Origin of the sequence: Pseudomonas sp. NFACC41-3 (genome assembly GCF_900109505.1) — a bacterium.
Classification (GTDB): Bacteria; Pseudomonadota; Gammaproteobacteria; order Pseudomonadales; family Pseudomonadaceae; genus Aquipseudomonas; species Aquipseudomonas chlororaphis.
On sequence record NZ_FOAE01000001.1, the window covers coordinates 288774 to 310619 of the forward strand.

Below are 21846 nucleotides of genomic sequence, written 5' to 3' on the forward strand. Positions count from 1 at the left end.
GGCGATGCGACCATGAGTTTCGTTCTTAACTACAACTGATCGTTGTTGGCGGTGGGCAGCAATCCTTTTGCTCGCGGACCTGATCCCGGCCTCGGCCGGATCGCTGTCGCCAGCCCTCGGTTATCCAGCTTTTCCGAGCGCACCAGAGAGCAAATAGAAGGGCGCGCGCGCGAGGCTCCCACCGTTCGATTTCACAACCGCCGGCGTCCGGCTAGAATACCGACGGATCACTCTTGATCCATCCCCCATTGCCACAGACCAAAGCGGCACTCTCCATAAGAGGGTGACGCTGTTGCTCGTGGGACAACGGCCCATTTGCGCAGGTTGCCGGGGTTCGATTCACAGGAAGGTATTCCATGATTCCAGCGTGTTGTCGGGCTGTCGTTCTCTGTCTGTTGTTGGCTCCAACGTCCGTGCTGTTTGCACAGGAACAAGCTGTTTCCCTGGTCGGACGGGTGGCGGTGGCCAGTCGACCCTGGCTGAAGGAGGAGGACCGGCAATGGCTGGCAAACAGAGGGCCTCTCACGGTGGGCGTGGCATTGCCCGACTATCCGCCGCTGGGCATGCTCGACGTCAATCGGTTCCAGGGTATTACCGCTGATTATCTGTCCTTGCTGTTCGAGACGCCCCCCGTGGTGCGTCAGTTTCCTTCCCGGCAGGTGGCCTTGACTGCCCTGCGCAATGGTGAGATCGACCTGCTCGGCGGCGGCACCGAAGTAGAGGCCAGCGAAAACGGTCTGCGGCTGACCCATGCCTATGAACCTGATCAGCCGGTGCTGGTCACGGCCGAAAGTCGCCCATTCGATCCACAGACACGCGGCACGACACTGGCCGTGGCTGCCGGCTACCTTTCCCAGAAGCAGCTCTTGAGCGCCTATCCCAACAGTCGGCTGTTGATCTTCGCTTCTCCGCAGCGTGCGCTCGAGGCGTTGAGCCTCGGGGAGGTCGACGGGGTGATCGATGACGCGATATCCGCCCATTACCTGATCAACATCAATTACCTGTTGAACCTGCATATCGAGAATTTCGCCCCGGTAGAAAGCCATGGGTTCGGCTTCCTCGTACGGGCTTCCGATGCGCGATTGCAGGAATTGATCGAGCGGGCCCTGCTGCCGATTCGGGCACGTTACGGCGAAAAAATCCTGCGTGGCTGGAGCGCGGGGCGTAACCTGCGCCTGACTCAGCAGCGGGTGACGCTGACGCCTGCCGAGAACCGTTGGCTGGCCGCGCACCCGGAAATCCCGGTGACTGTCAATGATTCTCTTGGTGCCTTGGGGCAACTGGACCGCAATGGGCGGGTGCGGGGTATCGGTCCTGACTATCTCGAGTTGATCAGCCAGCGCAGCGGCCTGAAGTTCCGCCTTATCCATGTGCAGAACTACGCCGAAATGAAAACGCAGATGGGCAACGGCAAGGCCATCATGACCGCCGCCGTTGCGCCCGGCCCGGACGCCGAGGCGGATATGGAGATCCTCCTGCCGTACCTGAGGAGCTCGGTCGTGCTGATGACTCTGCGCGGTCCCCGGCATGACGCTATCCATGGCTTGCAGGACCTGCGGGGCAAACGCCTGGCCAGTGTATCGGGCTATTTCATCAATCAGATCATCCAGCAGGACTATCCGGATATCCGGCTACAGATCTACCCCAACTTCCGGGAGGCCATGCGCAGTGTCGACGATGGGCGCAGCGACGCTTTCGTCGGTGGCGACTACACCGGGCGCTTCCTGTCCGCCCAGGGTTTCAACAACCGCTTGCGGGTGAGCGACATTCTTGACGAGTACGCCCGGCCAGTCAGCCTCGGGGTGCTGAAAGGCCAGGAAGAATTGCGCAGCATCCTGGAGAAGGCTCAGGTCGCCATCGCCCCGGAAGAGGTGGCGGATATCGTGGAGCGATGGGAGCCACGGTTCGCTGCCACCGGCAGCCACTTCTGGCGTGACCATCGCAGTAATATCCTGCGGCTCGGCGGTGTCTTCGGCTTGCTGGTCCTGTTGTCGCTGATCTGGGGGTTCTACCTGACCCGGCAGGTGCGCAAGACCCGCCAGGCCGAAGGCGAGCTGGCGCTGGCGCGGGAGAAGGCCGAAGCGGCCAACGAGGCCAAGAGCATCTTTTTGTCCACCATGAGCCATGAGATCCGTACTCCGCTGAACGCCATCATCGGCCTGCAGGAAGTGGTGCAGCAAAAGGCCGAACGGGGCGAGCTGGACCTGGCGTCGCTGGCCGTCGCGCAGGAGGCGGCACAGGGGCTGCTGCTGTTGCTCGGTAATGTGCTCGACCTGAACCGGATCGAGTCGGGGATGATCGACTCGGCGCCCGAAGCGGTGCTGATCAAGGCCCAGATCGAAGCGATCGCGCCCCTGGTGGTCGGCATGGCGCGACAGAAGCAGCTGGCGTTCGAGATGCAGTTCACTGGCGACATGGAACAATGGGTGCTGATCGATCCGCTGCATTTGAAACAGGTGCTGTTCAACCTGCTGAGCAATGCCATCAAGTTCACCGAGCGCGGCCGGGTGATGCTGCATGCCTCGGGCAGCCGGGAGGCAGCAGAACATCTGCACCTGTTGCTGGAGGTCATCGACAGCGGTATCGGTATCTCGGAGCAGGACCAGGCCAGATTGTTCCAGCCATTCTCCCAGGTCAGTTCGGCTCAGACCGGGCAAACCTTTGGCAGTGGGCTGGGGCTGAATATTACCCGGCGGCTGGTCGAACTCATGGGCGGCACTATCGTCCTGAGCAGCGAACCGAATATAGGCTCCTGCTTCAGCGTGACCCTGCAACTGCCCCTGGCCGAGGCGCCTGCCGAAGCGGCGGCAGACGTACCGCAGGCGAGCACGGAGCCGCTTTCGCTGAATATCCTCGTTGCTGAGGACAATGCGTTCAGCCGGCTGACGCTGGAAGAGCAATTGCTGGTCCTGGGGCATCGCGTGACGCTGGTCGAGGATGGGCAGGCGGCGTGGGAAGCCTGGCTGGCCACTGAGTACGATGTGTTGATCACCGACAGCCAGATGCCACGCCTGGGCGGCTATGACTTGACCGTGCGCATCCGCCAGATAGAGCGCGAGAAGGGTCGCCGGCGCTGCTGGATCCTGGGGGCGACCGCCAGTGCCGAGGACGCGGAAATCCAGCGCTGCCTGGCCGCCGGGATGGATGAGGTGGTGTTCAAGCCCCTGACCCAGCAGGTGCTGAGACAGGCCCTGGAGAATACTCAACGAGCCCCTGCGCGGGCTTGAGCGCGACGAACCGGTCACCAGGACAGATCCCATCCCGGACAATCGCGGCGCTGACTGAGCGGGCCGGACGCACTCAGCGCCGGCTTTCCCAGCATCGCACTGGCCTGCATGGCCCGCCTGAATATCTCCCCGCTTCACCTTGATATGCCGTTGCGCCGTTCACCCAGGGCGGCCATGGCAAGATAAATCCTAGAGAAATTTAAGATTCGGCTGATTTACGTCTGACCTGGGCTCCACTCACTCTTTAGCGCATTCGAGCCGCGTTCCGCACACCACCCTGCCTACAGTCCCCCAACCACGCGTGGCATTCCTCTCACAGAGAGCAGCCGTGGACAGCGAAGCCGCTCCCCTGAACCTTCCTGCCGGATGACGGACACGTCCGCACCCACCGCAGGCCGCTGACCAAGCCCTTTTAAACATTCCTTCCATCGGAGATGACCATGACCATTCTCTATCGCGACATGAATCAAGCCCAGCTCGACGCGGCGTATAACAACACCGAGGCAGTGCCGGATTTCCCCGGTATCTACGCAGACTTGCAGGCGCGTAGCGCCAGTTTCTACGCCTCTGTGGCCGGCCGGCTCGATCTGCCTTACGGCACCGGCCCCAGGCAGCGTTATGACTGGTTGCCCTGTGGCAAAGCCGACGCCCCGACGTTCATCTTCATCCATGGCGGGTATTGGCAGAATTGCAGCAAGGAAGATTTCGCCTTCATCGCCGCCGGTCCCCTGGCTGCGGGGTTCAACATCGTCCTGGCCGAATATACGCTCGCGCCGCAAGCCTCGATGACACAGATCGTCAGCGAGATTGGCAGCCTGCTCGAGCATCTCCAGGCCGACGTTGATCACCTGGGTATTGCGGGGCACAAGGTGGTCCTGAGCGGGCACTCGGCTGGAGGCCACCTGGCGATCCAGTTCCGTTCGCACCCATGGGTGACCGATGTCCTGGCGATCAGCGCGCTGGTCGACCTGGAACCCATAAGCCTGTCGTGGCTCAACCAGAAACTGAGTCTCTCGGAAGCGGAGATCAACACCTATAGCCCGCTGCACCATATCGACAAGGGCGTCCATACATGGGTGGCGGTAGGTGCCGACGAACTGTCGGAACTGGTCCGCCAGTCTGATGAATACGCCAAGCAAGCGTTGGCCCGAGGAGAGTCTGTGCAACTGATTCACGTGCCGGGCTGCACGCACTTTTCAGTACTGGACGAAATGGCAAAACCGCAGGGAGTCTTGCTTCAGGCTTTGTCATCCGCCAGCTGATCGTGGATCGGAACTGAGCAAACCTGTGTCGAGCCGCCAGTTGCTGGCGGCTCGCTTGAGCAGGACGTTGGGGTGCGACTTACATCGACAGGATCAGGCGCCCGGCGAACAGAATCAGAATCACTCCCATGGTTCGCTCGAACCAGTGGCCCATGCGCATGAACAGCAAGCGCACTCGCGGGCTGGAAAAGAACAGCGCGACGATCACGAACCACAGCGCGTTCACACAACACATCCATACACCGTAGAGCGCCTGCACCTTGAGGGGCGTGGTGGCGCTGATCACCGTGGTGAAAATCGCCAGGAAGAACAGCGTGGCCTTGGGGTTGGTGGCGTTAGTCAGGAAACCGGTCATGAAGGCCTTGGGCAAGGTCTGCCGCTGCACCTGATCGTTGTTCGTGTCGCTGCCCTCGATCGATGTCTTGGGTTTGCTGCGCAGCAGGCTGACCCCGAGATAAAGAATGTAGGCGCCGCTCACCACCTTGGCCACGTTCAGCAGCCATGGCGTGGTGTGCATCAGCGCACCGACCCCCAGCAGGGTGTACAGCACATGCACGGAAATCCCCGCGCCGATGCCGATGGCCGTGCACAGCCCGACCACCCGGCCAAAGCGCACGCTCTGGCGGATGGTCACGGCAAAGTCAGGCCCGGGAGCCACCACGGCGAGAAAGTGGATGGTCGCCAGGGCCAGGAATTCGCCTAGATAGTTGGAAAGCATTTCAACTCCAGAAGGTCAGGGGGGACGAGCTGCCGCGATAGCCGACAAAAAAGGAAAGGCTCAGGCGCGGGTTGGCCACCCCCGGGGTGACTGCGTGCATGCGCCTTGAGTTGAACATGATGAAATCCCCGGGCTCCGGACGGATCTCCAGCGAGGGTGTGCCGAGCAGGGCGGGGTCGATGCCGTAGCTGTCGCCGCGCATGTCGTCGAACTGGTCCGGGGAAATATCGTGATTCCACATCTGCAGGGCGCCACCCGCATCGGGCATGTTCAGGTAGAGGTTGCAGGCGAACTGCGCCTCCAGGCTGTGGGCCTGGAAGCTGTCGGGGGCGTCCTTGGCGAAAATGTCGTGATGGGCGAGGAAGCACACCCCGGGTTTCACCACCCGCGACAGGCCAACGTACATCTTGCGCCCGTACAGGTTTTCCAGGTGAGCGCCGGCCGGCCAGGACTCGTCGAGCATGCAGCGCAGGGTGTCGACGGGAGACGCATAGGGCGCGCAACGCGTGCGCAGTTCGGCGATGTTGGCGGTGGCGCGTTCGAAATAGTCTTCGATCAGCAGCGGCTGGTTTTCCGCCTCATAAAACGCCATGCCGATCCGCCCGATGCTGGGGGCGTTGATGTAGCCCTCGAAGCCGGGAGCGAGAATCTTGTCACCCAGCTGGATCGCCTGGGTGTGCGGCAGGAAATTCTTGATGCGCAGGGCGAGCACTTGTTCCTGGGCCAGTTTCTTTATGCACGTCTCATCGAGACGCTCGACGTCAAGCATCATCTGCAGATCCCTCTATCCGATAATCGTCGAACCCGCGCACGCGGGTTTCCCCTGTGTCAGGCGATGCGTCGCGTGATGTGCAAGGCGACACCGCCGATGAATCAGTCCACGTGGTAGTGAACCGAAAGCATTCCTTTTTTCTGCGAGAGGGAGGCGATAGTGACGTTGCCCAATTCCTTCAGGCGCTTCACGTGGGTCCCCCCGCAGCCATAGGCGGGAAGCTCGCCGAAACCGATTTCCCGCGAGCCTTCACGCAGCGAGACCAGGCGCGGCAGGTCGGCGGCAATCCAGTGATCGATGCCACTCTGCAGGCTGTCGACGTCGAGTTCCTGCGGGCTGTCCCCGGGCTTGAAGGACACGCGGCCCTCGCCAGGCCAGTGATGGGCCTTGACCGGGACCCAGCCGCGGGTTTCGCCGAAATGACCGATCAGGTGCCCGGCCGAGTGCATGCGGGTATTGAACTGGCGGCGCTGTTCATCGACCTGGACCTGGACCATGCCCGGTTGCACCGGCTGGCTGACGTAATGAATGATTCGCTCGGGTTCCTGGACCACGCGCAACACCTGGCTTTCGCCGATCCAGCCGGTGTCGCAGGGTTGGCCGCCGCCTTGGGGATGAAAGATCGTGGCACGCAGGATCACCGCGAATTCGTTGTCCTGCGGGGTGCATTCGAGCACTTCAACGTTGGCCTTGAGTTCATCATTATGAAAAAAGAGGCGAAGCGTCATATTCCGTGCCCTTATTAAAATACCTTTTTTAATTATATGGCGCGGCGGAATTGCGTGATAATCCGTTCAAACCTCAAAGGACTGTTGTGCTGTGAGCATAAATCTTCCCCTTCCGCTGCTGGGCGAAATGGCGATTTTCGTCAAGGTCGTCGAGGTCGGCAGCTTCTCCGAAGCCGCCCGCCAGCTGGGCTCGTCACCGTCGGCGGTGAGCCGCAGCATTTCCCGTCTGGAGAAGGCGCTGGCGACTCGCTTGCTGCAACGCACCACGCGCAAGTTGCGCTTGAGCGAAGGGGGCGAGGAGGTGTTCAAGCGCTGCAGCGAGATGGTCAGCGCCGCCAAGTCGGTGATGGAAATCAGCGGTCAGTTCACCCACGAGGCCGAAGGGCTGGTGCGGGTCAGCGTGCCCAAGGCCGTGGGGCGTTTTGTCGTGCATCCGTACATGCCCGAGTTTCTGCGGCGTTACCCCAAGGTCGATGTCGAGCTGTTATTGGAAGATCGCAACATTGATCTGATCGACGACAACGTGGACCTGGCCATCCGCATCACCGATCGGCCGCCGGCGGGGCTGGTCGGGCGCCAGTTGCTGACCATCGATCACATGTTGTGCGCCACGCCGCAGTACCTGGCCGAGCACGGGACGCCCAGCCATCCCCACGATCTGCTCAACCACAGTTGCATTTACCTGGGTGAAACCCCCAGCGATGCGCGCTGGAAGTTCAAGAAGGGCAGCAAGTCGGTGACGGTTGGCGTGCGTGGGCGTTATGCGGCCAATCACACCGGGGTACGGCTGGGGGCGGTGCTGGAGCATATCGGTATCGGCAGCTTGCCGTACTTCACGGCGCGGCATGCCCTGGAGCAGGGCTTGCTGGTGCAGGTTCTACCGGACTGGACGTTTCTCGCTTCCTACCATGGCGGTGCCTGGCTGTTGCATTCGCCAACCCGCTACCTGCCGCCGAAGCTGCGGGTATTCATCGATTATCTGGTGGAGTGCCTGGCCAAGGAGCCGACCTTGAGCCGGCAGGGCAAGCAGGAGGCGAAAGGCTACGAACAACCCGAAGGCGATGGAGCGGGTTGAGCCAGCCGTTCATGGGTAGAAAAAAGGCCCGCCGGTTCAACCGTGCGGGCCTTTGTAGCATCCGGGCCGGACTCAGTGCTTGCTGTCCTGGGCGGAGAGCGCCAGCAGTTGCTTTTCCTGGTTCCAGTCGAACGGTTCATCATTCTGCTCGGCTTCGTAGCGACGCTCTTCGAGCGCCTGGTACAGGTCGATTTCCTCGTCGGGCATGTAGTGCAGGCAATCCCCAGCGAAGAACCACAGCAGGTCGCGCGGTACCAGATGGGCGACCTGTGGATAACGCTGCATCACCTGGCACAGCAGATCCTGGCCCAGGTACTGGCTTTCGATCGGGTCGATCGGCAGCGAGGCGCGCAGTTCGTCGAAGCGTTCCAGGAACAAGGCATGGCTTTCTTCGGGAACCTGCTCGGCTTCACCCACCGCGACCAGGATACTGCGCAAATGGTCGAGCAGGACGAGATGATCGGCGACGACGTTGGACATGACATGAGTCCTCAACAGCAAAACGGGCGCGGGAGTATATAGCTCCCGCGCCCGGTTTCATAATCCGCCTGACGGTCCTGCGCCTTAGCGGGTTTTCCCTTCGCTCAGGGTCAGCTCTTCCTTGGCAAAGTCATCGACATCGATGACTTTGCGGCGGGCGGCTTCAGCCTCGCGCAGGGTCTGGGCTTCCACCGGCTGCAACACGCCGGCCTCCAGCGCGGCGTCGATGGCATGCTCGCCGGCCACCGGCTTGACCTGGCCACTTTTCAGCGCCTCGTGCAGTTTTTTCTGCAGCGGGTGACTGGCGCTCAACAAGTCGAAGGCCTGTTGCAGGGCGCCGACCGGGTCCTGCGTCGATTGTGGGCGGTAGCAGCCGGCCAGCAGCTCTTCCAGGGTCGGGTCGCCCTTGGCCCGGCCGATGATCGCGGCGACTTCGGCGTCCAGCTGGTCGGACGGACCTTTGTGACGGCGGCCGAACGGGAATACCACCACCCGCAGCAGGCAACCCAGCACCCGGTTCGGGAAGTTCTCGAGCAGTTCGTCCAGCGCCCGTTCCGACTGGCCGAGGCTTTCTTCCATGGCCCAGGTGAACAGTGGCTGCAGATGCTCTGGCGAATCCAGGTCGTGGTAGCGCTTGAGGGCGGCGGAGGCCAGGTACATATGGCTGAGCACATCGCCGAGGCGTGCTGACAGGCGTTCGCGACGTTTCAGCTCGCCGCCCAGCAGCATCATGCTCAGGTCGGCCAGCATGGCGAAGGCCGCGGCCTGGCGATTGAGGGCGCGGAAATAACCCTGGCTGAGCTTGTCCCCCGGCGCCTGTTCGAAGTGCCCCAGGCCGAGGTTCAGCACCAGGGTGCTGGCCGCGTTGCCCACGGCAAAACCGATGTGCTTGAGCAGCAGGCCGTCGAATTCGAACAGCGCCTGATCGTGGTCTTCGCGACCGGCCAGGGCCATTTCCTTGAGCACGAACGGATGGCAGCGAATGGCGCCCTGGCCGAAGATCATCAGGTTGCGCGAGAGGATATTCGCGCCTTCCACGGTGATGAAGATCGGCGCGCCTTGCCAGCTGCGGCCCAGGTAGTTGTTCGGGCCCATGATGATGGCCTTGCCGCCGTGCACGTCCATCGCGTGGCTGATGCACTCGCGGCCGCGTTCGGTCAGGTGGTACTTGAGAATCGCCGACAGCACCGAAGGCTTTTCCCCCAGGTCGACCGCATTGGCCGTGAGCATGCGCGCGCTGTCCATCAGCCAGGCGTTGCCGCCGATGCGGGCCAGGGCTTCCTGGATGCCTTCGAAGGCATTGAGCGGGACGTTGAACTGCTCACGTACCTGGGCATATTGGCCGGTCACCAGGCTGGTGAACTTGGCCGCGCCAGTGCCGACGGCCGGCAGGGAAATGGAGCGGCCGACCGACAGGCAGTTCATCAGCATCATCCAGCCTTTGCCGAGCATTTCCTGGCCGCCGATAAGGAAGTCCAGGGGAATGAACACGTCCTTGCCGGAGTTCGGACCGTTCATGAAGGCAGCGCCGAGCGGCAGGTGGCGACGGCCGATTTCCACGCCGGGGGTGTCGGTCGGAATCAGCGCCAGGCTGATCCCCAGGTCTTCATCGTCACCCAGCAGATGGTCCGGGTCGTAGGCCTTGAAGGCCAGGCCGAGGAGGGTGGCGACCGGGCCCAGGGTGATGTAGCGCTTTTCCCAGTTCAGGCGCAGGCCGAGGGTTTCCTCGCCTTGCCATTGGCCTTTGCAGATCACCCCGGTATCGGGCATGGCGCCGGCGTCGGAACCGGCCAGCGGGCCGGTGAGGGCGAAACAGGGGATATCGTCGCCACGGGCCAGCCGCGGCAGGTAGTGGTTACGCTGTTCGTCGGTGCCGTAATGCAGCAGCAGCTCGGCGGGGCCGAGGGAGTTGGGGACCATCACGGTGGACGCCAGGTCGCCGCTGCGGGTCGCCAGTTTCATCGCCACCTGGGAGTGGGCATAGGCGGAGAAGCCCTTGCCACCGAACTCCTTGGGGATGATCAGGGCAAAGAAGCCGTGTTGCTTGATGTGCTCCCAGGCGGCGGGCGGCAGGTCCATGGACTGGCCGATCTGCCAGTCGCTGACCATGGCGCACAGCTCTTCGGTGGGGCCGTCGATGAAAGCCTGTTCCTCTTCACTCAACTGCGCTTTCGGGTAGGCCAGCAGCTTGTCCCAGTCCGGACGGCCGCTGAACAGTTCGCCGTCCCACCAGACCGTGCCGGCATCGATGGCGTCGCGTTCGGTTTGCGACATCGGCGGCAGGACTTTCTGGAGCCAGCTGAACATCGGGGCGCTGAAGTACTTGCGGCGCAGGTCGGGCAGTAGCAAGGGCAACGCCACCGCAGCCAGCAGTACCCAGAAGATCAGCAGCAGCCAGCCCGGTGCACGGCTGAAGGCGCCCATGGCCAGCAGGTAGACGGCCACCACGCCCAGGGCGGGCAGGGGCGCAATGCGGCGGTGGGCCAGGTAGGCAATACCGACCAGCAGAACCAGTATCCACAACAACAGCATATTTAATCCTCCGTGAAATCAGGGGCAAAATCACCCACAGAGCTTAGTCGGCATCCGACAAAAGGGGTGACAGGGCAGTGCGCTTGCGGCGGTAAGAAGAAGCGGACGCAGGCGTCAGGCATCGGGTCAGCAGTGTGTCGATCTTGTCAGGCTCGAAGCGGCAGCCTCTGATATTTGGCCGAAACGTCGTTATCGCTGGGATGAGGCCGTCGCTAGACTCGGGACTTCACTCGGAGATCATCCCCATGCACGAGTACCTGAGTCCCAGCCGCTTCATCGATAGTGACCACCCCGCGGTGGTGGAGTTCGCGGAAACTCATCGTGGCGCCAGCAGCGATCCGCTGGAGCAGGCGGTAAGCCTCTATTACGCGGTGCGCGAGGCCGTGCGCTACAACCCCTACACCTTCAGTCGCGACCCCGAGACCCTGCGGGGCAGCCATGCCCTGGCCGCGGGCGAAAGTTACTGCGTGCCCAAGGCCACCCTGCTTGCCGGCTGCGCGCGGCATTGCGGGATCGCCGCGCGGATCGGCCTGGCGGACGTGCGCAATCACTTGTCGACCCCGCGTTTGCTGGAGTTGCTGCGCAGTGATGTGTTTGCCATGCACGGCTATACCGAGCTGTACCTGCAAGGACGCTGGGTCAAGGCCACGCCGGCGTTCAACCGGAAACTCTGCGAGATGTACGATGTAGCGCCACTGGAGTTCGATGGCCGTCATGACAGCGTATTCCACCCGTTCAACCGCCAGGGCGAGCAGATGATGGAGTACGTGCTGGACCACGGACAATTCGCCGACGTCCCCGAGACCTTCTTCTTCAAACACCTGGAAAAATGTTATCCGCATCTGTTCGCCGAGCAGATGCCGTTGCTGCTGGGCGACATGCAGAGTGATTTGAGTCAGGTCTGATCCGGCGTAGACTGCCTCGGCATTCATCACTGAGGAGCGGTCATGCTGAAGATCTGGGGTCGGAAAAACTCGTCGAATGTCAGGAAAGCATTGTGGTGCGCCGAAGAGCTCGGGCTGACCTACGAGGCGGTGGATGCCGGTGGTGCCTTCGGTGTGGTGGATACCCCGGAATATCGGGCGATGAATCCCAATGGGCGGATTCCGCTGATCGAGGACGACGGCTTTGTGCTGTGGGAGTCCAACACCATCGTGCGTTATCTCGCCGCGCGCCATGCCGCCGGTACGGCCTGGTACCCGAGCGATGTACAGGCGCGGGCCTCGGCCGAGAAGTGGATGGACTGGACCACCTCGACCTTCGCCGAACCCTTCCGGCACCTGTTCTGGGGTGTGCTGCGCACGCCGGCACAGCAGCAGGACTGGGACAAGATCAATGCCGCGCTGAACAGCTGCGGCGAACTGCTGGCCGTGGTCGACCAGGCCCTGGCCGAACATCCCTACCTGTCCGGCGAGGAAATCGGCATCGGCGATATCCCTCTGGGCAGCTTCATTTATGCCTGGTTCGAAATGCCCATCGAGCGCCCGCAATTGTCTAATCTGCAAGCCTGGTACGCCCGCCTGCAACAGCGTCCGGCCTACCGCAAGGCGGTGATGACCGCGTTGACTTAATACTGACTATCAATACGGGTGACTGTACTTGTGCGGCGTCGGCAAGCACCATTGGGTGTATCCGGCGCCGTTGCAATGCAGGCGGTCCGCCCTTACTTATAATGTTCTCCCTTCTTGGTGCGTAAATCCGATATGAGTTCCGCTCTGTCCATCCGGCAGCTAACCAAAACCTACGGCAACGGTTTCCAGGCCCTGAGTGGTATCGATCTGGATGTCGCCGAAGGTGACTTCTTCGCCTTGCTCGGCCCTAACGGTGCCGGCAAATCCACCACCATCGGCATCCTCTCGACCCTGGTCAACAAGACCAGCGGCACGGTGAATGTCTTCGGCCATGACCTGGACCGCGAGCCCGCCGCGCTCAAGCGCTGCATCGGCGTGGTGCCACAGGAATTCAACTTCAACCAGTTCGAGAAGACCTTCGACATCGTGGTGACCCAGGCCGGTTACTACGGTATCCCGACCAAGGTCGCCAAGGAGCGGGCCGAGCAGTACCTGACCCAGCTCGGCTTGTGGGACAAGCGCGATGTGCCGTCGCGCTCGCTGTCCGGCGGCATGAAGCGCCGCCTGATGATTGCCCGCGCCCTGGTGCACGAGCCGCGCCTGTTGATCCTCGACGAACCGACTGCCGGCGTGGACATCGAGCTGCGCCGTTCGATGTGGACCTTCCTCACCGAGCTGAACCAGAAAGGCATCACCATCATCCTCACCACCCATTACCTGGAGGAGGCTGAGCAGCTGTGCCGCAATATCGGCATCATCGACCACGGCGCCATTGTCGAGAACACCAGCATGCGTCAGCTGCTCAGCCAGCTGCATGTGGAAACCTTCCTGCTCGACCTGAAGACCGACCTGAAGGTGGCGCCGCAACTGATCGGTTATCCAAGCAAACTGCTGGACAGCCACACCCTGGAAGTCCAGGTCGACAAAGCCGTGGGCATCACCGCGCTGTTCAGCCAGTTGGCCCAGCAGAACATCGAAGTGCTGAGCCTGCGTAACAAAACCAATCGCCTTGAGGAGCTGTTCGTGTCCCTGGTGGAGAAAAACCTGTCGAAGGTGGCGGTATGAGTTCCGAGCTACGGCCCAACCTTGTCGCGCTGAACACCATCGTCTATCGCGAAGTACGGCGTTTTACCCGGATCTGGCCACAGACCCTGCTGCCGCCGGCGATCACCATGGTTCTGTACTTCGTGATCTTCGGCAACCTGATCGGCCGGCAGATCGGCGACATGGGTGGTTTCACCTACATGGAGTACATCGTGCCGGGCCTGATCATGATGTCGGTGATCACCAACTCCTACGGCAACGTGGTCTCGAGTTTCTTCGGCAGCAAGTTCCAGCGCTCCATCGAGGAATTGATGGTGTCGCCGGTGTCGCCGCACACCATCCTCATCGGCTACACCCTGGGCGGTGTCCTGCGGGGGTTGGCGGTGGGGGTGATCGTGACGCTGCTGTCGCTGTTCTTCACCCACCTGCAGGTGCATCACCTGGGCATCACCTTGCTGGTGGTGGTCCTGACCGCGACGATCTTTTCGCTGTTGGGCTTTATCAACGCGGTGTTCGCGCGCAACTTCGACGATATCTCGATCATCCCGACTTTCGTGCTGACCCCGCTGACCTACCTGGGCGGGGTGTTCTACTCCATCACCCTGCTGCCACCGTTCTGGCAGACGGTGTCGCTGGCCAACCCGGTGCTGCATATGGTCAACGCCTTCCGTTTCGGCATCCTCGGGGTTTCCGACATCCAGATCAGCGTGGCCATTACCTTCATGCTGGTGGCGACCGTGGTCCTGTACTTCGGTTGTGCCCGCCTGCTGGTCAGCGGTCGCGGCATGCGCCAGTAAGCCCGCGCAGAAACGACAACGGCCTCCCTAGGGAGGCCGTTTGCGTTTCTACAGCCGGCTCTGCTTGCGGCGGCGCCATTGCCGGCTGACCCACCAGCGCCAGTACAGCATGGTCAGGCAATAGGCGAGGGCGCCCAGCACCAGGCCGGCCACCAGCGAGCCCAGCAGGAACGGTTGCCAGAGGGTCGAGAGTTCGCCGCTGATCCATTCCCAGGTCAGCTCGTCGGGCAGGGTCCGGGCGGGTACGTTCATCAACCAGGCACCGATCTGATAGGTGCAGAAGAACACCGGCGGCATGGTGATCGGGTTGGTCAGCCAGACCAGGCTCACGGCAATCGGCATGTTGCCGCGCACGGAAATGGCCAGCACGGCTGCCAGCAGCATTTGCGCCGGGATCGGCATAAAGGCCGCGAACAGGCCGACCGCCATGGCACGCGCCACGGAGTGCCGGTTGAGGTGCCAGAGGTTGGGGTCATGCAGCAACGTGCCAAGAAAGCGTAAGGACTTGTGTTCCCTGATGCTGGTCGGATCTGGCATGTAACGTTTGAATAGGCGCCGGGGCATAAGGCTTCTCGGTCAGTTCAAGCGGCAAGTATGCCCGGATTCTAGAAGGCGCCCATTCAGACTTTGTGACAAATGATAAAGCCGGCCCCCGGTCCGCTGAGCTAAGCCAGAGAGTGGGAACACTCAAAAACTGCTCAAGGACGGGCTTATGCGCACAGGGATGCTGGCGTTGGCGGCGGGGCTTTTGAGCCTGCGCTTTTTGCCGGCGCTGCCAGCGATCGGATGGCTGGCAGTGCTGCCGGTAGTGGCCTTGATGCTGTTGCCGTTTCGCACCTATCCATTGGCCCTTTTTCTGTTGGGCCTGGCGTGGGCCTGCATCAGCGCGCAATCGGCGCTGGATGATCGTTTGGCGGAACCACTCGACGGGCAGACTCGCTGGCTCGAAGGTCGAGTGGTGGGGCTGCCGCAGCAGGCCGAGGGGTTGGTGCGTTTCGAGCTGGAAGACGGGCGGGCGCGGCGCGGGCGAATCCCGCAACGCCTGCGCCTGGCCTGGTATGGCGGGCCGCCGGTGCACAGCGGCGAACGCTGGCGCCTGGCGGTGAAGCTCAAGCGACCTGCCGGCCTGGTCAATCTGCAGGCCTTCGATTACGAGGTCTGGTTGCTGGCCCAGCGCATCGGCGCCACGGGTACGGTCAAGGATGGGCAATTGCTGGCCGCCCCCCGGGAGAGTTGGCGTGCGCGCATTCGCCAGCGCTTGCTGCAAGTCGATGCCCACGGGCGCGCCGGCGGCCTGGCGGCCCTGGTGCTGGGCGACGGCTCAGGGTTGAGCCAGGAAGACTGGCGTGTCTTGCAAGACACCGGGACCGTGCACCTGATGGTGATTTCCGGGCAGCACATCAGCTTGCTGGCCGCAGTGATGTACGCCCTGGTGGCGGGGCTGGCCCGTTACGGCCTGTGGCCCGGACGCAGGCCCTGGCTGCCCTGGGCCTGCGGGCTGGCGTTCGCTTCGGCCCTGGGGTACGGGTTGCTGGCGGGGTTCGATGTGCCGGTGCGCCGTGCCTGTGTGATGGTTGCCCTGGTGCTGATCTGGCGCCTGCGCTTTCGCCACCTGGGCGCCTGGTGGCCGTTCTTGCTGGCATTGAATGCGGTGTTGTTGTTCGAGCCGCTGGCCTGTCTGCAGCCAGGTTTCTGGCTGTCCTTTGCCGCAGTGGCGGTGTTGATCCTGATCTTCGGCGGGCGCCTGGGAGGCTGGCGCTGGTGGCAGTCCTGGACCCGTATTCAATGGTTGATCGCCATCGGCCTGTGCCCGGTGCTGCTGGCGCTGGGGTTGCCCATCAGTCTCAGCGGGCCGCTGGCCAATCTGCTGGCAGAGCCCTGGATCAGCCTGCTGGTGCTGCCGCCGGCGTTGCTCGGCACCTTGTTGCTGGCGGTGCCTTACCTGGGCGAAGGTTTGCTCTGGCTGGCCGGTGGCTTGCTGGACCTGCTGTTTCGCGGCCTGACCCTGCTGGCTGCCCAGTGGCCGGCGTGGGTAGCGCCGGCCATACCGCTCTGGGCCTGGAGCATCAGCGCGCTGGGAGCCTTGCTGCTGTTGCTGCCTGCGGGCGTGCCGCTGCGTCCCTTGGGCTGGCCGATGCTGCTGTTGGTGGTGTTCCCGCCGAAAAGCACGCTGCCATATGGCGAGGCGGAAGTCTGGCAACTGGATGTCGGGCAGGGCCTGGCGGTGCTGGTACGGACTCGCGAGCACGCGATGCTGTATGACGCCGGTCCGCGTTTTGGCGATTCCGACCTGGGCGCGCGGGTAGTGCTGCCGTCCTTGCGCAAGCTGGGCGTCGCGCGCCTCGACCTGATGCTGCTCAGCCACGCCGATGCCGATCATGCCGGTGGCGCCGACGCCATCCAGCGCGGCTTGCCGGTGGCCAGGCTGGTCAGCGGCGATCCCGAGGGTTTGCCGGCCTATTTACCGGCAGAGCCTTGCGCCAGCGGCGAGCAGTGGCAATGGGACGGGGTGCGTTTTTCCCTGTGGCAATGGGCAGGTGCGCAGAACGGTAACCAGAAGTCCTGTGTGATGCAGGTCGAGGCCCAGGGCGAGCGTTTGCTGCTGACGGGGGATATCGATGCCCTGGCCGAGCGCGCCTTGCTGGATACCCCGCTGGCCGTCGAGACCCACTGGTTGCAGGCGCCGCACCATGGCAGCCGCAGTTCGTCGTCCGCGGCCCTGCTCAAGGCCCTTGCGCCTTCGGCGGTGCTGATCTCCCGTGGGCACGGCAACGGGTTTGGGCATCCGCACCCGCAGGTCGTCGAACGTTATCGCCAGCAAGGGGCCGCCATTTACGACAGTGCGGAGCAGGGAGCGCTGCGGCTGATGCTGGGCACTTACACCGAACCGACGAGCCTGCGGGCGCAGCGGCGCTTTTGGCGCAAATGGCCACTATCTCCTTAAATAACCGAGAGTTATTAAAGCCTGAAGGCATGCGACATCAGGTTCTTCGGTGCATTCGGCCCCTATGTTAGAGTGGCGCACTTTTTCGAGGGGACTGTCACTGTGTGGGAATTGGTCAAATCCGGCGGCTGGATGATGTTGCCGATCATTCTGAGTTCCATTGTCGCGGTCGGCATCATTGCCGAGCGTCTGTGGACCCTGCGGGCCAGCCGCGTTACCCCGCCTCATCTGCTGGGCCAGGTGTGGCGCTGGATCAAGGACAAACAGCTGAACAAGGACAAGCTCAAGGAACTGCGCGCCCATTCGCCCCTGGGCGAGATCCTGGCCGCCGGCCTGGCCAACTCCAAGCATGGCCGCGAGGTCATGAAAGAGTGCATCGAGGAAGCCGCCGCCCGGGTCATCCACGAACTGGAGCGCTACCTCAATGCCCTCGGCACCATCGCCGCCATGGCCCCGCTGCTGGGCTTGCTGGGTACGGTGCTGGGCATGATCGATATTTTCAGCTCGTTCATGGGCTCGGGCATGACCAGCAACGCCGCGGTGCTGGCCGGTGGTATCTCCAAGGCGCTGATCACCACCGCGTCCGGCCTGATGGTCGGTATCCCGGCAGTGTTCTTCCACCGTTTCCTGCAACGCCGGGTCGATGAGCTGGTGGTGGGCATGGAGCAGGAAGCCATCAAGCTGGTCGAAGTGGTGCAGGGCGACCGCGATGTCGATCTGGCCGAGGGCAAAGCGTGAAATTCCGCCGCAAGCCACGGGAAACCATCGATATCAACCTCGCGTCGTTGATCGACGTGGTGTTTATCCTGCTGCTGTTTTTCGTCGTGACCACCACCTTTACCCGGGAAACCCAGTTGCGCGTCGAGTTGCCGGAGGCCGTCAGCGGCTCGCCGGCCGAAGACCAGCAGACCAAGCAACTGGATATCGCCATCAGCGCCGACGGGGTGTTTTCGGTGAACAACCAGGTGCTGCCCAAGAGCGACCTGGCCAGCCTGATCGAAGCCTTGCAGAAGGAGTCGGCGGGTGACACCAACCTGCCGCTGTCCATCAGTGCCGACGGCAAGGCCCAGCACCAGGCCGTCATTACCGCGATGGACGCCGCCGGCAAGCTCGGTTTCAGCCATCTGCGCATGACCACCGTCGAGGCGGCGCCAGCACCCTGATGGCCATGTCCGATCGTTTGCTCGCTGCCTGGTACAACGGCCATCCCGCGCTGAAACTGCTGCAGCCCCTGGAGTGGCTCTATCGCCGGGTGGTGGTGCGCAAGCGCGAACGCTTCCTGGCCGGTGAGAGCAATGTTTACCAGCCGCCGGTGCCGCTGGTGGTGGTCGGCAATATCACCGTGGGCGGTACCGGCAAGACGCCGCTGATCCTGTGGCTGATCGAGCATTGCCGGCGCAGCGGGCTGCGGGTCGGCGTGGTCAGCCGTGGTTACGGCGCCAAGCCGCCGCAGTGGCCATGGCGGGTCACCGCCGAGCAGAGCGCCGCTGTCGCCGGCGACGAGCCTTTGCTGATCGTCCAGCGCAGCGGCGTGCCGCTGATGATCGACCCTGATCGCAGTCGCGCCGTGCGAGCCCTGCTGGCCGCCGAGCCGCTGGACCTGATTCTCTCCGACGACGGCATGCAGCATTACCGCATGGCCCGCGACCTCGAGCTGGTGCTGATCGACGCCGCGCGCGGGCTGGGCAACCGGCGTTGCCTGCCGGCCGGGCCGCTGCGCGAGCCGGTCGAGCGCCTGCAAAGCGTCGACGCAGTGCTCTACAACGGCGCCAGCGACGATCGCGAGGATGGCTTCGCCTTTCGCCTGGTGCCCACCGCCCTGGTCAATCTGCAAAGCGGCGAACGTCGCGGGCTTGAGCACTTCGCGCCGGGGCAGGCATTGCACGCGGTGGCCGGTATCGGCAATCCGCAACGTTTCTTCACTACCCTTGAAACGCTACACTGGCAGCCTGTCCCGCATGCTTTCGCCGACCACGCCGAATACAGTGCGCAGGCGCTGAGTTTCACTCCGGCGCTGCCGCTGGTCATGACCGAAAAGGATGCGGTGAAGTGCCGTGCCTTCGCGGCTCCCGACTGGTGGTACCTGGCGGTGGATGCTGTGCCATCCCCGGCCTTCGTGGCCTGGTTCGATACGCAGCTGATGCGCCTGTTGCCCGCTCGTCTTCTGCCTTAACGCTTCTATCCAGGGAATTCTCATGGACACCAAATTGCTCGATATCCTCGCTTGCCCGATCTGCAAGGGACCGCTCAAGCTCAGCGCCGACAAGACCGAGCTGATCAGCAAGGGCGCCGGCCTGGCCTATCCGATTCGCGATGGCATCCCGGTCATGCTGGAAAGCGAAGCCCGCACCCTCAGCACCGACGAGCGCCTGGATAAATGACCACAGCCTTTACCGTTGTCATTCCAGCCCGATTCGCTTCCACCCGCCTGCCGGGTAAACCGCTGCACTTGATCGCCGGCAAGCCGATGATCCAGCACGTCTGGGAGCAGGCCTGCAAGAGCGCCGCCCAGCGTGTGGTGGTAGCGACTGACGACGCGCGAATCGTCGAGGCCTGCCAGGGCTTCGGCGCCGAAGCGGTGCTGACCCGCCAGGACCACAATTCCGGTACCGATCGCCTGGCGGAAGTCGCCAGCCAATTGGGCCTGGCCGCGGACGCTATCGTGGTCAATGTCCAGGGCGACGAGCCGCTGATCCCGCCGGCGGTGATCGACCAGGTGGCCGCCAACCTGGCCGCCCACACCGAAGCGAGCATGGCTACCCTGGCCGAGCCGATCGAAGACGTCGAGACCCTGTTCAACCCGAACGTGGTCAAGGTGGTCAGCGACATCAATGGTCTGGCGTTGACCTTCAGCCGCGCCACCTTGCCGTGGGCGCGCGATGCTTTTGCGAAGAATCGCGACTTGCTGCCGGAAGGCGTGCCGTATCGCCGCCATATCGGCATCTATGCCTACCGCGCCGGCTTCCTGCATGACTTCGTCAACTGGGGCCCGTGCTGGCTGGAGAACACCGAGTCACTGGAGCAGTTGCGGGCCTTGTGGCACGGCGTGCGTATCCATGTCGCCGATGCCCTGGAAGCGCCGCCTGGTGGTATCGATACCGCCGAAGACCTTGAGCGCGTTCGTCGCCTGCTGGAGGCCTGATGCGGGTTTTGTTTGTCTGCCTGGGCAACATCTGCCGTTCACCGACGGCGGAGGGCGTGCTGCGCCACAAGTTACGTGAAGCGGGGCTGGCCGACCGGGTCGAAGTCGCGTCCGCGGGGACTGGCGAATGGCACATCGGCAAGGCGCCGGACAAGCGCAGCCAGCGCGCGGCGCTGTTGCGCGGCTACGACCTGTCGGCCCAGCGCGCACAGCAAGTCAGCAGCGCGGACTTTGCTCGCTACGACCTGATCCTGGCCATGGACGAGAGCAACCTGCGCAACCTCAAGGCGCTGCAGCCGGCCCAGGGCAAGGCCGAGCTGGACCTGTTCCTGCGCCGCTACGAGGCGGCGGTGGACGAGGTGCCGGATCCTTACTACGACGGTGAGCAAGGTTTCGAGCAGGTGCTGGACCTGATCGAGTACGCCAGCGATCGGCTGGTGATCGAGCTGAAGGGGCGGCTATGAGCTTGCATCTGCAGTCCCAGGTTTCCCTCAAGCCCTTCAACACCTTCGGCGTCGATGTGCGCGCGCAGCTGTTCGCCGAGGCCCACAGCGACGCCGACGTGCGTGAGGCGCTGGCCTATTCGGAGCAGTACCAACTGCCGCTGCTGGTGATTGGCGGCGGCAGCAACTTGCTGCTGACCGCGGATATTCCAGCGCTGGTCTTGCGCATGAGTACCCGTGGCATTCGTCTGCTGAGCGACGATGGCCAGCAGGTAGTAGTCGAAGCCGAAGCGGGTGAAACCTGGCATCCCTTCGTGCAGTGGACCTTGCAACAGGGCTTGTCCGGTCTGGAAAACCTCAGCCTGATTCCGGGGACTGTGGGCGCCGCACCGATGCAGAACATCGGTGCCTACGGGGTTGAGATCAAGGATGTGTTCGCCGGCCTGACCGCACTGGATCGGCAGAGCGGTGAGTTGCGCGACTTCAGCCTGGAAGAATGTCAGTTCGCCTACCGCGACAGCCTGTTCAAGCAAGAGGCCGGCCGCTGGCTGATTCTGCGGGTGCGTTTTGCCCTGGCCCGCAGCGAGCATCTGCACCTGGAATATGGTCCGGTGCGCCAGCGCTTGAGCGAGCAGGGCATCGAGCAGCCGACGGCCAGCGATGTCAGTCGCGCCATTTGCAGCATCCGCAGCGAAAAGCTGCCGGACCCGGCGGTACTGGGCAATGCCGGCAGTTTCTTCAAGAACCCGGTGGTGTCCGCTGCTCTGGCGGCCGAGATCAGGCAGCGGCATGCGGGGCTGGTGGGTTATCCACAGGCGGACGGGCAGGTGAAGCTGGCTGCTGGCTGGTTGATCGAACAGGCGGGCTGGAAGGGCTTTCGCGATGGCGATGCCGGGGTGCATCGTTTGCAGTCGCTGGTGCTGGTCAACTATGGCGGTGCCACGGGCTTGCAGCTGTTAAGCCTGGCACGAAGGATCCAGCAGGATATTGCCGAGCGCTTCCATGTTCAGCTGGAGATGGAGCCCAATCTCTATTGAGCCCGTTGAGCTAAGCTCAAGGCGCGCCAGCAAAGCCTTGCACGGGTTCACACCCTGCAAGGCTTTTTTGTTAA

21 protein-coding genes are annotated in these 21846 nt (G+C 63.0%); 15 read left to right on the top strand and 6 right to left on the bottom strand.

Features of this window, described 5'->3' with window-relative positions; translation table 11 throughout:
- The first annotated feature begins 533 nt into the window (after nucleotides 1–533).
- Complete coding sequence (locus tag BMY68_RS01300) at nucleotides 534–3227, top strand: ATP-binding protein (RefSeq protein ID WP_239694080.1); 2694 nt, start codon at nucleotides 534–536, stop codon at nucleotides 3225–3227.
- 440 nt (nucleotides 3228–3667) lie between these two features.
- Nucleotides 3668–4489, top strand: coding sequence for an alpha/beta hydrolase (locus BMY68_RS01305; RefSeq protein ID WP_085530216.1), 822 nt, complete (start codon nucleotides 3668–3670; stop codon nucleotides 4487–4489).
- 79 nt (nucleotides 4490–4568) lie between these two features.
- Here BMY68_RS01305 and BMY68_RS01310 read toward each other — a convergent pair whose 3' ends face one another.
- From BMY68_RS01310 to BMY68_RS01320, 3 genes are all read right to left on the bottom strand, one after another.
- On the bottom strand, nucleotides 4569–5207 hold the full coding sequence (locus tag BMY68_RS01310) for a LysE family translocator (RefSeq protein WP_085530217.1): 639 nt from the start codon (nucleotides 5205–5207) through the stop codon (nucleotides 4569–4571).
- Nucleotide 5208: 1 nt separating this feature from the next.
- The gene (locus BMY68_RS01315; RefSeq protein ID WP_062823195.1) at nucleotides 5209–5979 is read right to left on the bottom strand and encodes a 2OG-Fe(II) oxygenase; all 771 of its coding nucleotides are present in this window, start codon (nucleotides 5977–5979) and stop codon (nucleotides 5209–5211) included.
- 101 nt (nucleotides 5980–6080) lie between these two features.
- Nucleotides 6081–6707: an alanyl-tRNA editing protein gene (locus tag BMY68_RS01320; RefSeq protein WP_007931638.1), complete on the bottom strand. Its 627-nt coding sequence runs from the start codon at nucleotides 6705–6707 to the stop codon at nucleotides 6081–6083.
- A gap of 91 nt (nucleotides 6708–6798) precedes the next feature.
- Between BMY68_RS01320 and BMY68_RS01325 the strand changes: the two genes are divergently transcribed.
- Nucleotides 6799–7782 carry a LysR family transcriptional regulator gene (locus tag BMY68_RS01325; protein WP_009042832.1) on the top strand — a complete coding sequence of 328 codons (984 nt, stop codon included), beginning with the start codon at nucleotides 6799–6801 and terminating at the stop codon, nucleotides 7780–7782.
- 72 nt (nucleotides 7783–7854) lie between these two features.
- Here BMY68_RS01325 and BMY68_RS01330 read toward each other — a convergent pair whose 3' ends face one another.
- Nucleotides 7855–8262 carry a PA2817 family protein gene (locus tag BMY68_RS01330; protein ID WP_007931642.1) on the bottom strand — a complete coding sequence of 136 codons (408 nt, stop codon included), beginning with the start codon at nucleotides 8260–8262 and terminating at the stop codon, nucleotides 7855–7857.
- Between the two features lie 84 nt (nucleotides 8263–8346).
- Nucleotides 8347–10794 (bottom strand): acyl-CoA dehydrogenase, encoded by a 2448-nt coding sequence (locus tag BMY68_RS01335; RefSeq protein WP_085530218.1) that lies wholly within the window; start codon nucleotides 10792–10794, stop codon nucleotides 8347–8349.
- Nucleotides 10795–11039: 245 nt separating this feature from the next.
- Between BMY68_RS01335 and BMY68_RS01340 the strand changes: the two genes are divergently transcribed.
- The 4 genes from BMY68_RS01340 to BMY68_RS01355 all read left to right on the top strand — a co-directional run bounded on the left by BMY68_RS01340 (nucleotide 11040) and on the right by BMY68_RS01355 (nucleotide 14206).
- Complete coding sequence (locus BMY68_RS01340) at nucleotides 11040–11699, top strand: transglutaminase-like domain-containing protein (protein WP_009042834.1); 660 nt, start codon at nucleotides 11040–11042, stop codon at nucleotides 11697–11699.
- Between the two features lie 42 nt (nucleotides 11700–11741).
- A complete protein-coding gene (locus BMY68_RS01345) occupies nucleotides 11742–12365 on the top strand; it encodes a glutathione S-transferase family protein (RefSeq protein WP_009042835.1) in 624 nt (207 codons plus the stop codon).
- A gap of 132 nt (nucleotides 12366–12497) precedes the next feature.
- Entirely contained in the window at nucleotides 12498–13430 is a 933-nt protein-coding gene (locus BMY68_RS01350; RefSeq protein ID WP_085530219.1) for an ABC transporter ATP-binding protein, read from the top strand.
- Complete coding sequence (locus BMY68_RS01355) at nucleotides 13427–14206, top strand: ABC transporter permease (protein ID WP_007931651.1); 780 nt, start codon at nucleotides 13427–13429, stop codon at nucleotides 14204–14206. The genes BMY68_RS01350 and BMY68_RS01355 overlap by 4 nt, the downstream gene beginning before the upstream one ends.
- Before the next feature lie 48 nt (nucleotides 14207–14254).
- Here BMY68_RS01355 and BMY68_RS01360 read toward each other — a convergent pair whose 3' ends face one another.
- Nucleotides 14255–14770, bottom strand: a complete 516-nt coding sequence (locus BMY68_RS01360) for a DUF2062 domain-containing protein (RefSeq protein ID WP_007931653.1) — start codon at nucleotides 14768–14770, stop codon at nucleotides 14255–14257.
- Nucleotides 14771–14918: 148 nt separating this feature from the next.
- On the opposite strand from BMY68_RS01360, the gene BMY68_RS01365 reads away from it, so the two are divergent.
- From BMY68_RS01365 to murB, 8 genes are all read left to right on the top strand, one after another.
- A complete protein-coding gene (locus BMY68_RS01365) occupies nucleotides 14919–17150 on the top strand; it encodes a DNA internalization-related competence protein ComEC/Rec2 (protein ID WP_085530220.1) in 2232 nt (743 codons plus the stop codon).
- Between the two features lie 102 nt (nucleotides 17151–17252).
- Nucleotides 17253–17888: a MotA/TolQ/ExbB proton channel family protein gene (locus BMY68_RS01370; RefSeq protein WP_007931657.1), complete on the top strand. Its 636-nt coding sequence runs from the start codon at nucleotides 17253–17255 to the stop codon at nucleotides 17886–17888.
- Nucleotides 17885–18313 carry an ExbD/TolR family protein gene (locus BMY68_RS01375; RefSeq protein ID WP_007931660.1) on the top strand — a complete coding sequence of 143 codons (429 nt, stop codon included), beginning with the start codon at nucleotides 17885–17887 and terminating at the stop codon, nucleotides 18311–18313. Before BMY68_RS01370 ends, BMY68_RS01375 begins: the two co-directional genes overlap by 4 nt.
- Complete coding sequence (lpxK, locus tag BMY68_RS01380) at nucleotides 18313–19323, top strand: tetraacyldisaccharide 4'-kinase (RefSeq protein WP_085530221.1); 1011 nt, start codon at nucleotides 18313–18315, stop codon at nucleotides 19321–19323. Before BMY68_RS01375 ends, lpxK begins: the two co-directional genes overlap by 1 nt.
- 22 nt (nucleotides 19324–19345) lie before the next feature.
- The gene (locus tag BMY68_RS01385; RefSeq protein ID WP_007931663.1) at nucleotides 19346–19531 is read left to right on the top strand and encodes a Trm112 family protein; all 186 of its coding nucleotides are present in this window, start codon (nucleotides 19346–19348) and stop codon (nucleotides 19529–19531) included.
- Nucleotides 19528–20292 (top strand): 3-deoxy-manno-octulosonate cytidylyltransferase, encoded by a 765-nt coding sequence (gene kdsB / locus BMY68_RS01390; RefSeq protein WP_085530222.1) that lies wholly within the window; start codon nucleotides 19528–19530, stop codon nucleotides 20290–20292. Before BMY68_RS01385 ends, kdsB begins: the two co-directional genes overlap by 4 nt.
- A complete protein-coding gene (locus tag BMY68_RS01395; RefSeq protein ID WP_007931667.1) occupies nucleotides 20292–20756 on the top strand; it encodes a low molecular weight protein-tyrosine-phosphatase in 465 nt (154 codons plus the stop codon). The genes kdsB and BMY68_RS01395 overlap by 1 nt, the downstream gene beginning before the upstream one ends.
- Entirely contained in the window at nucleotides 20753–21772 is a 1020-nt protein-coding gene (gene murB / locus BMY68_RS01400) for a UDP-N-acetylmuramate dehydrogenase (RefSeq protein WP_085530223.1), read from the top strand. The genes BMY68_RS01395 and murB overlap by 4 nt, the downstream gene beginning before the upstream one ends.
- The last annotated feature ends 74 nt before the right edge of the window (nucleotides 21773–21846 follow it).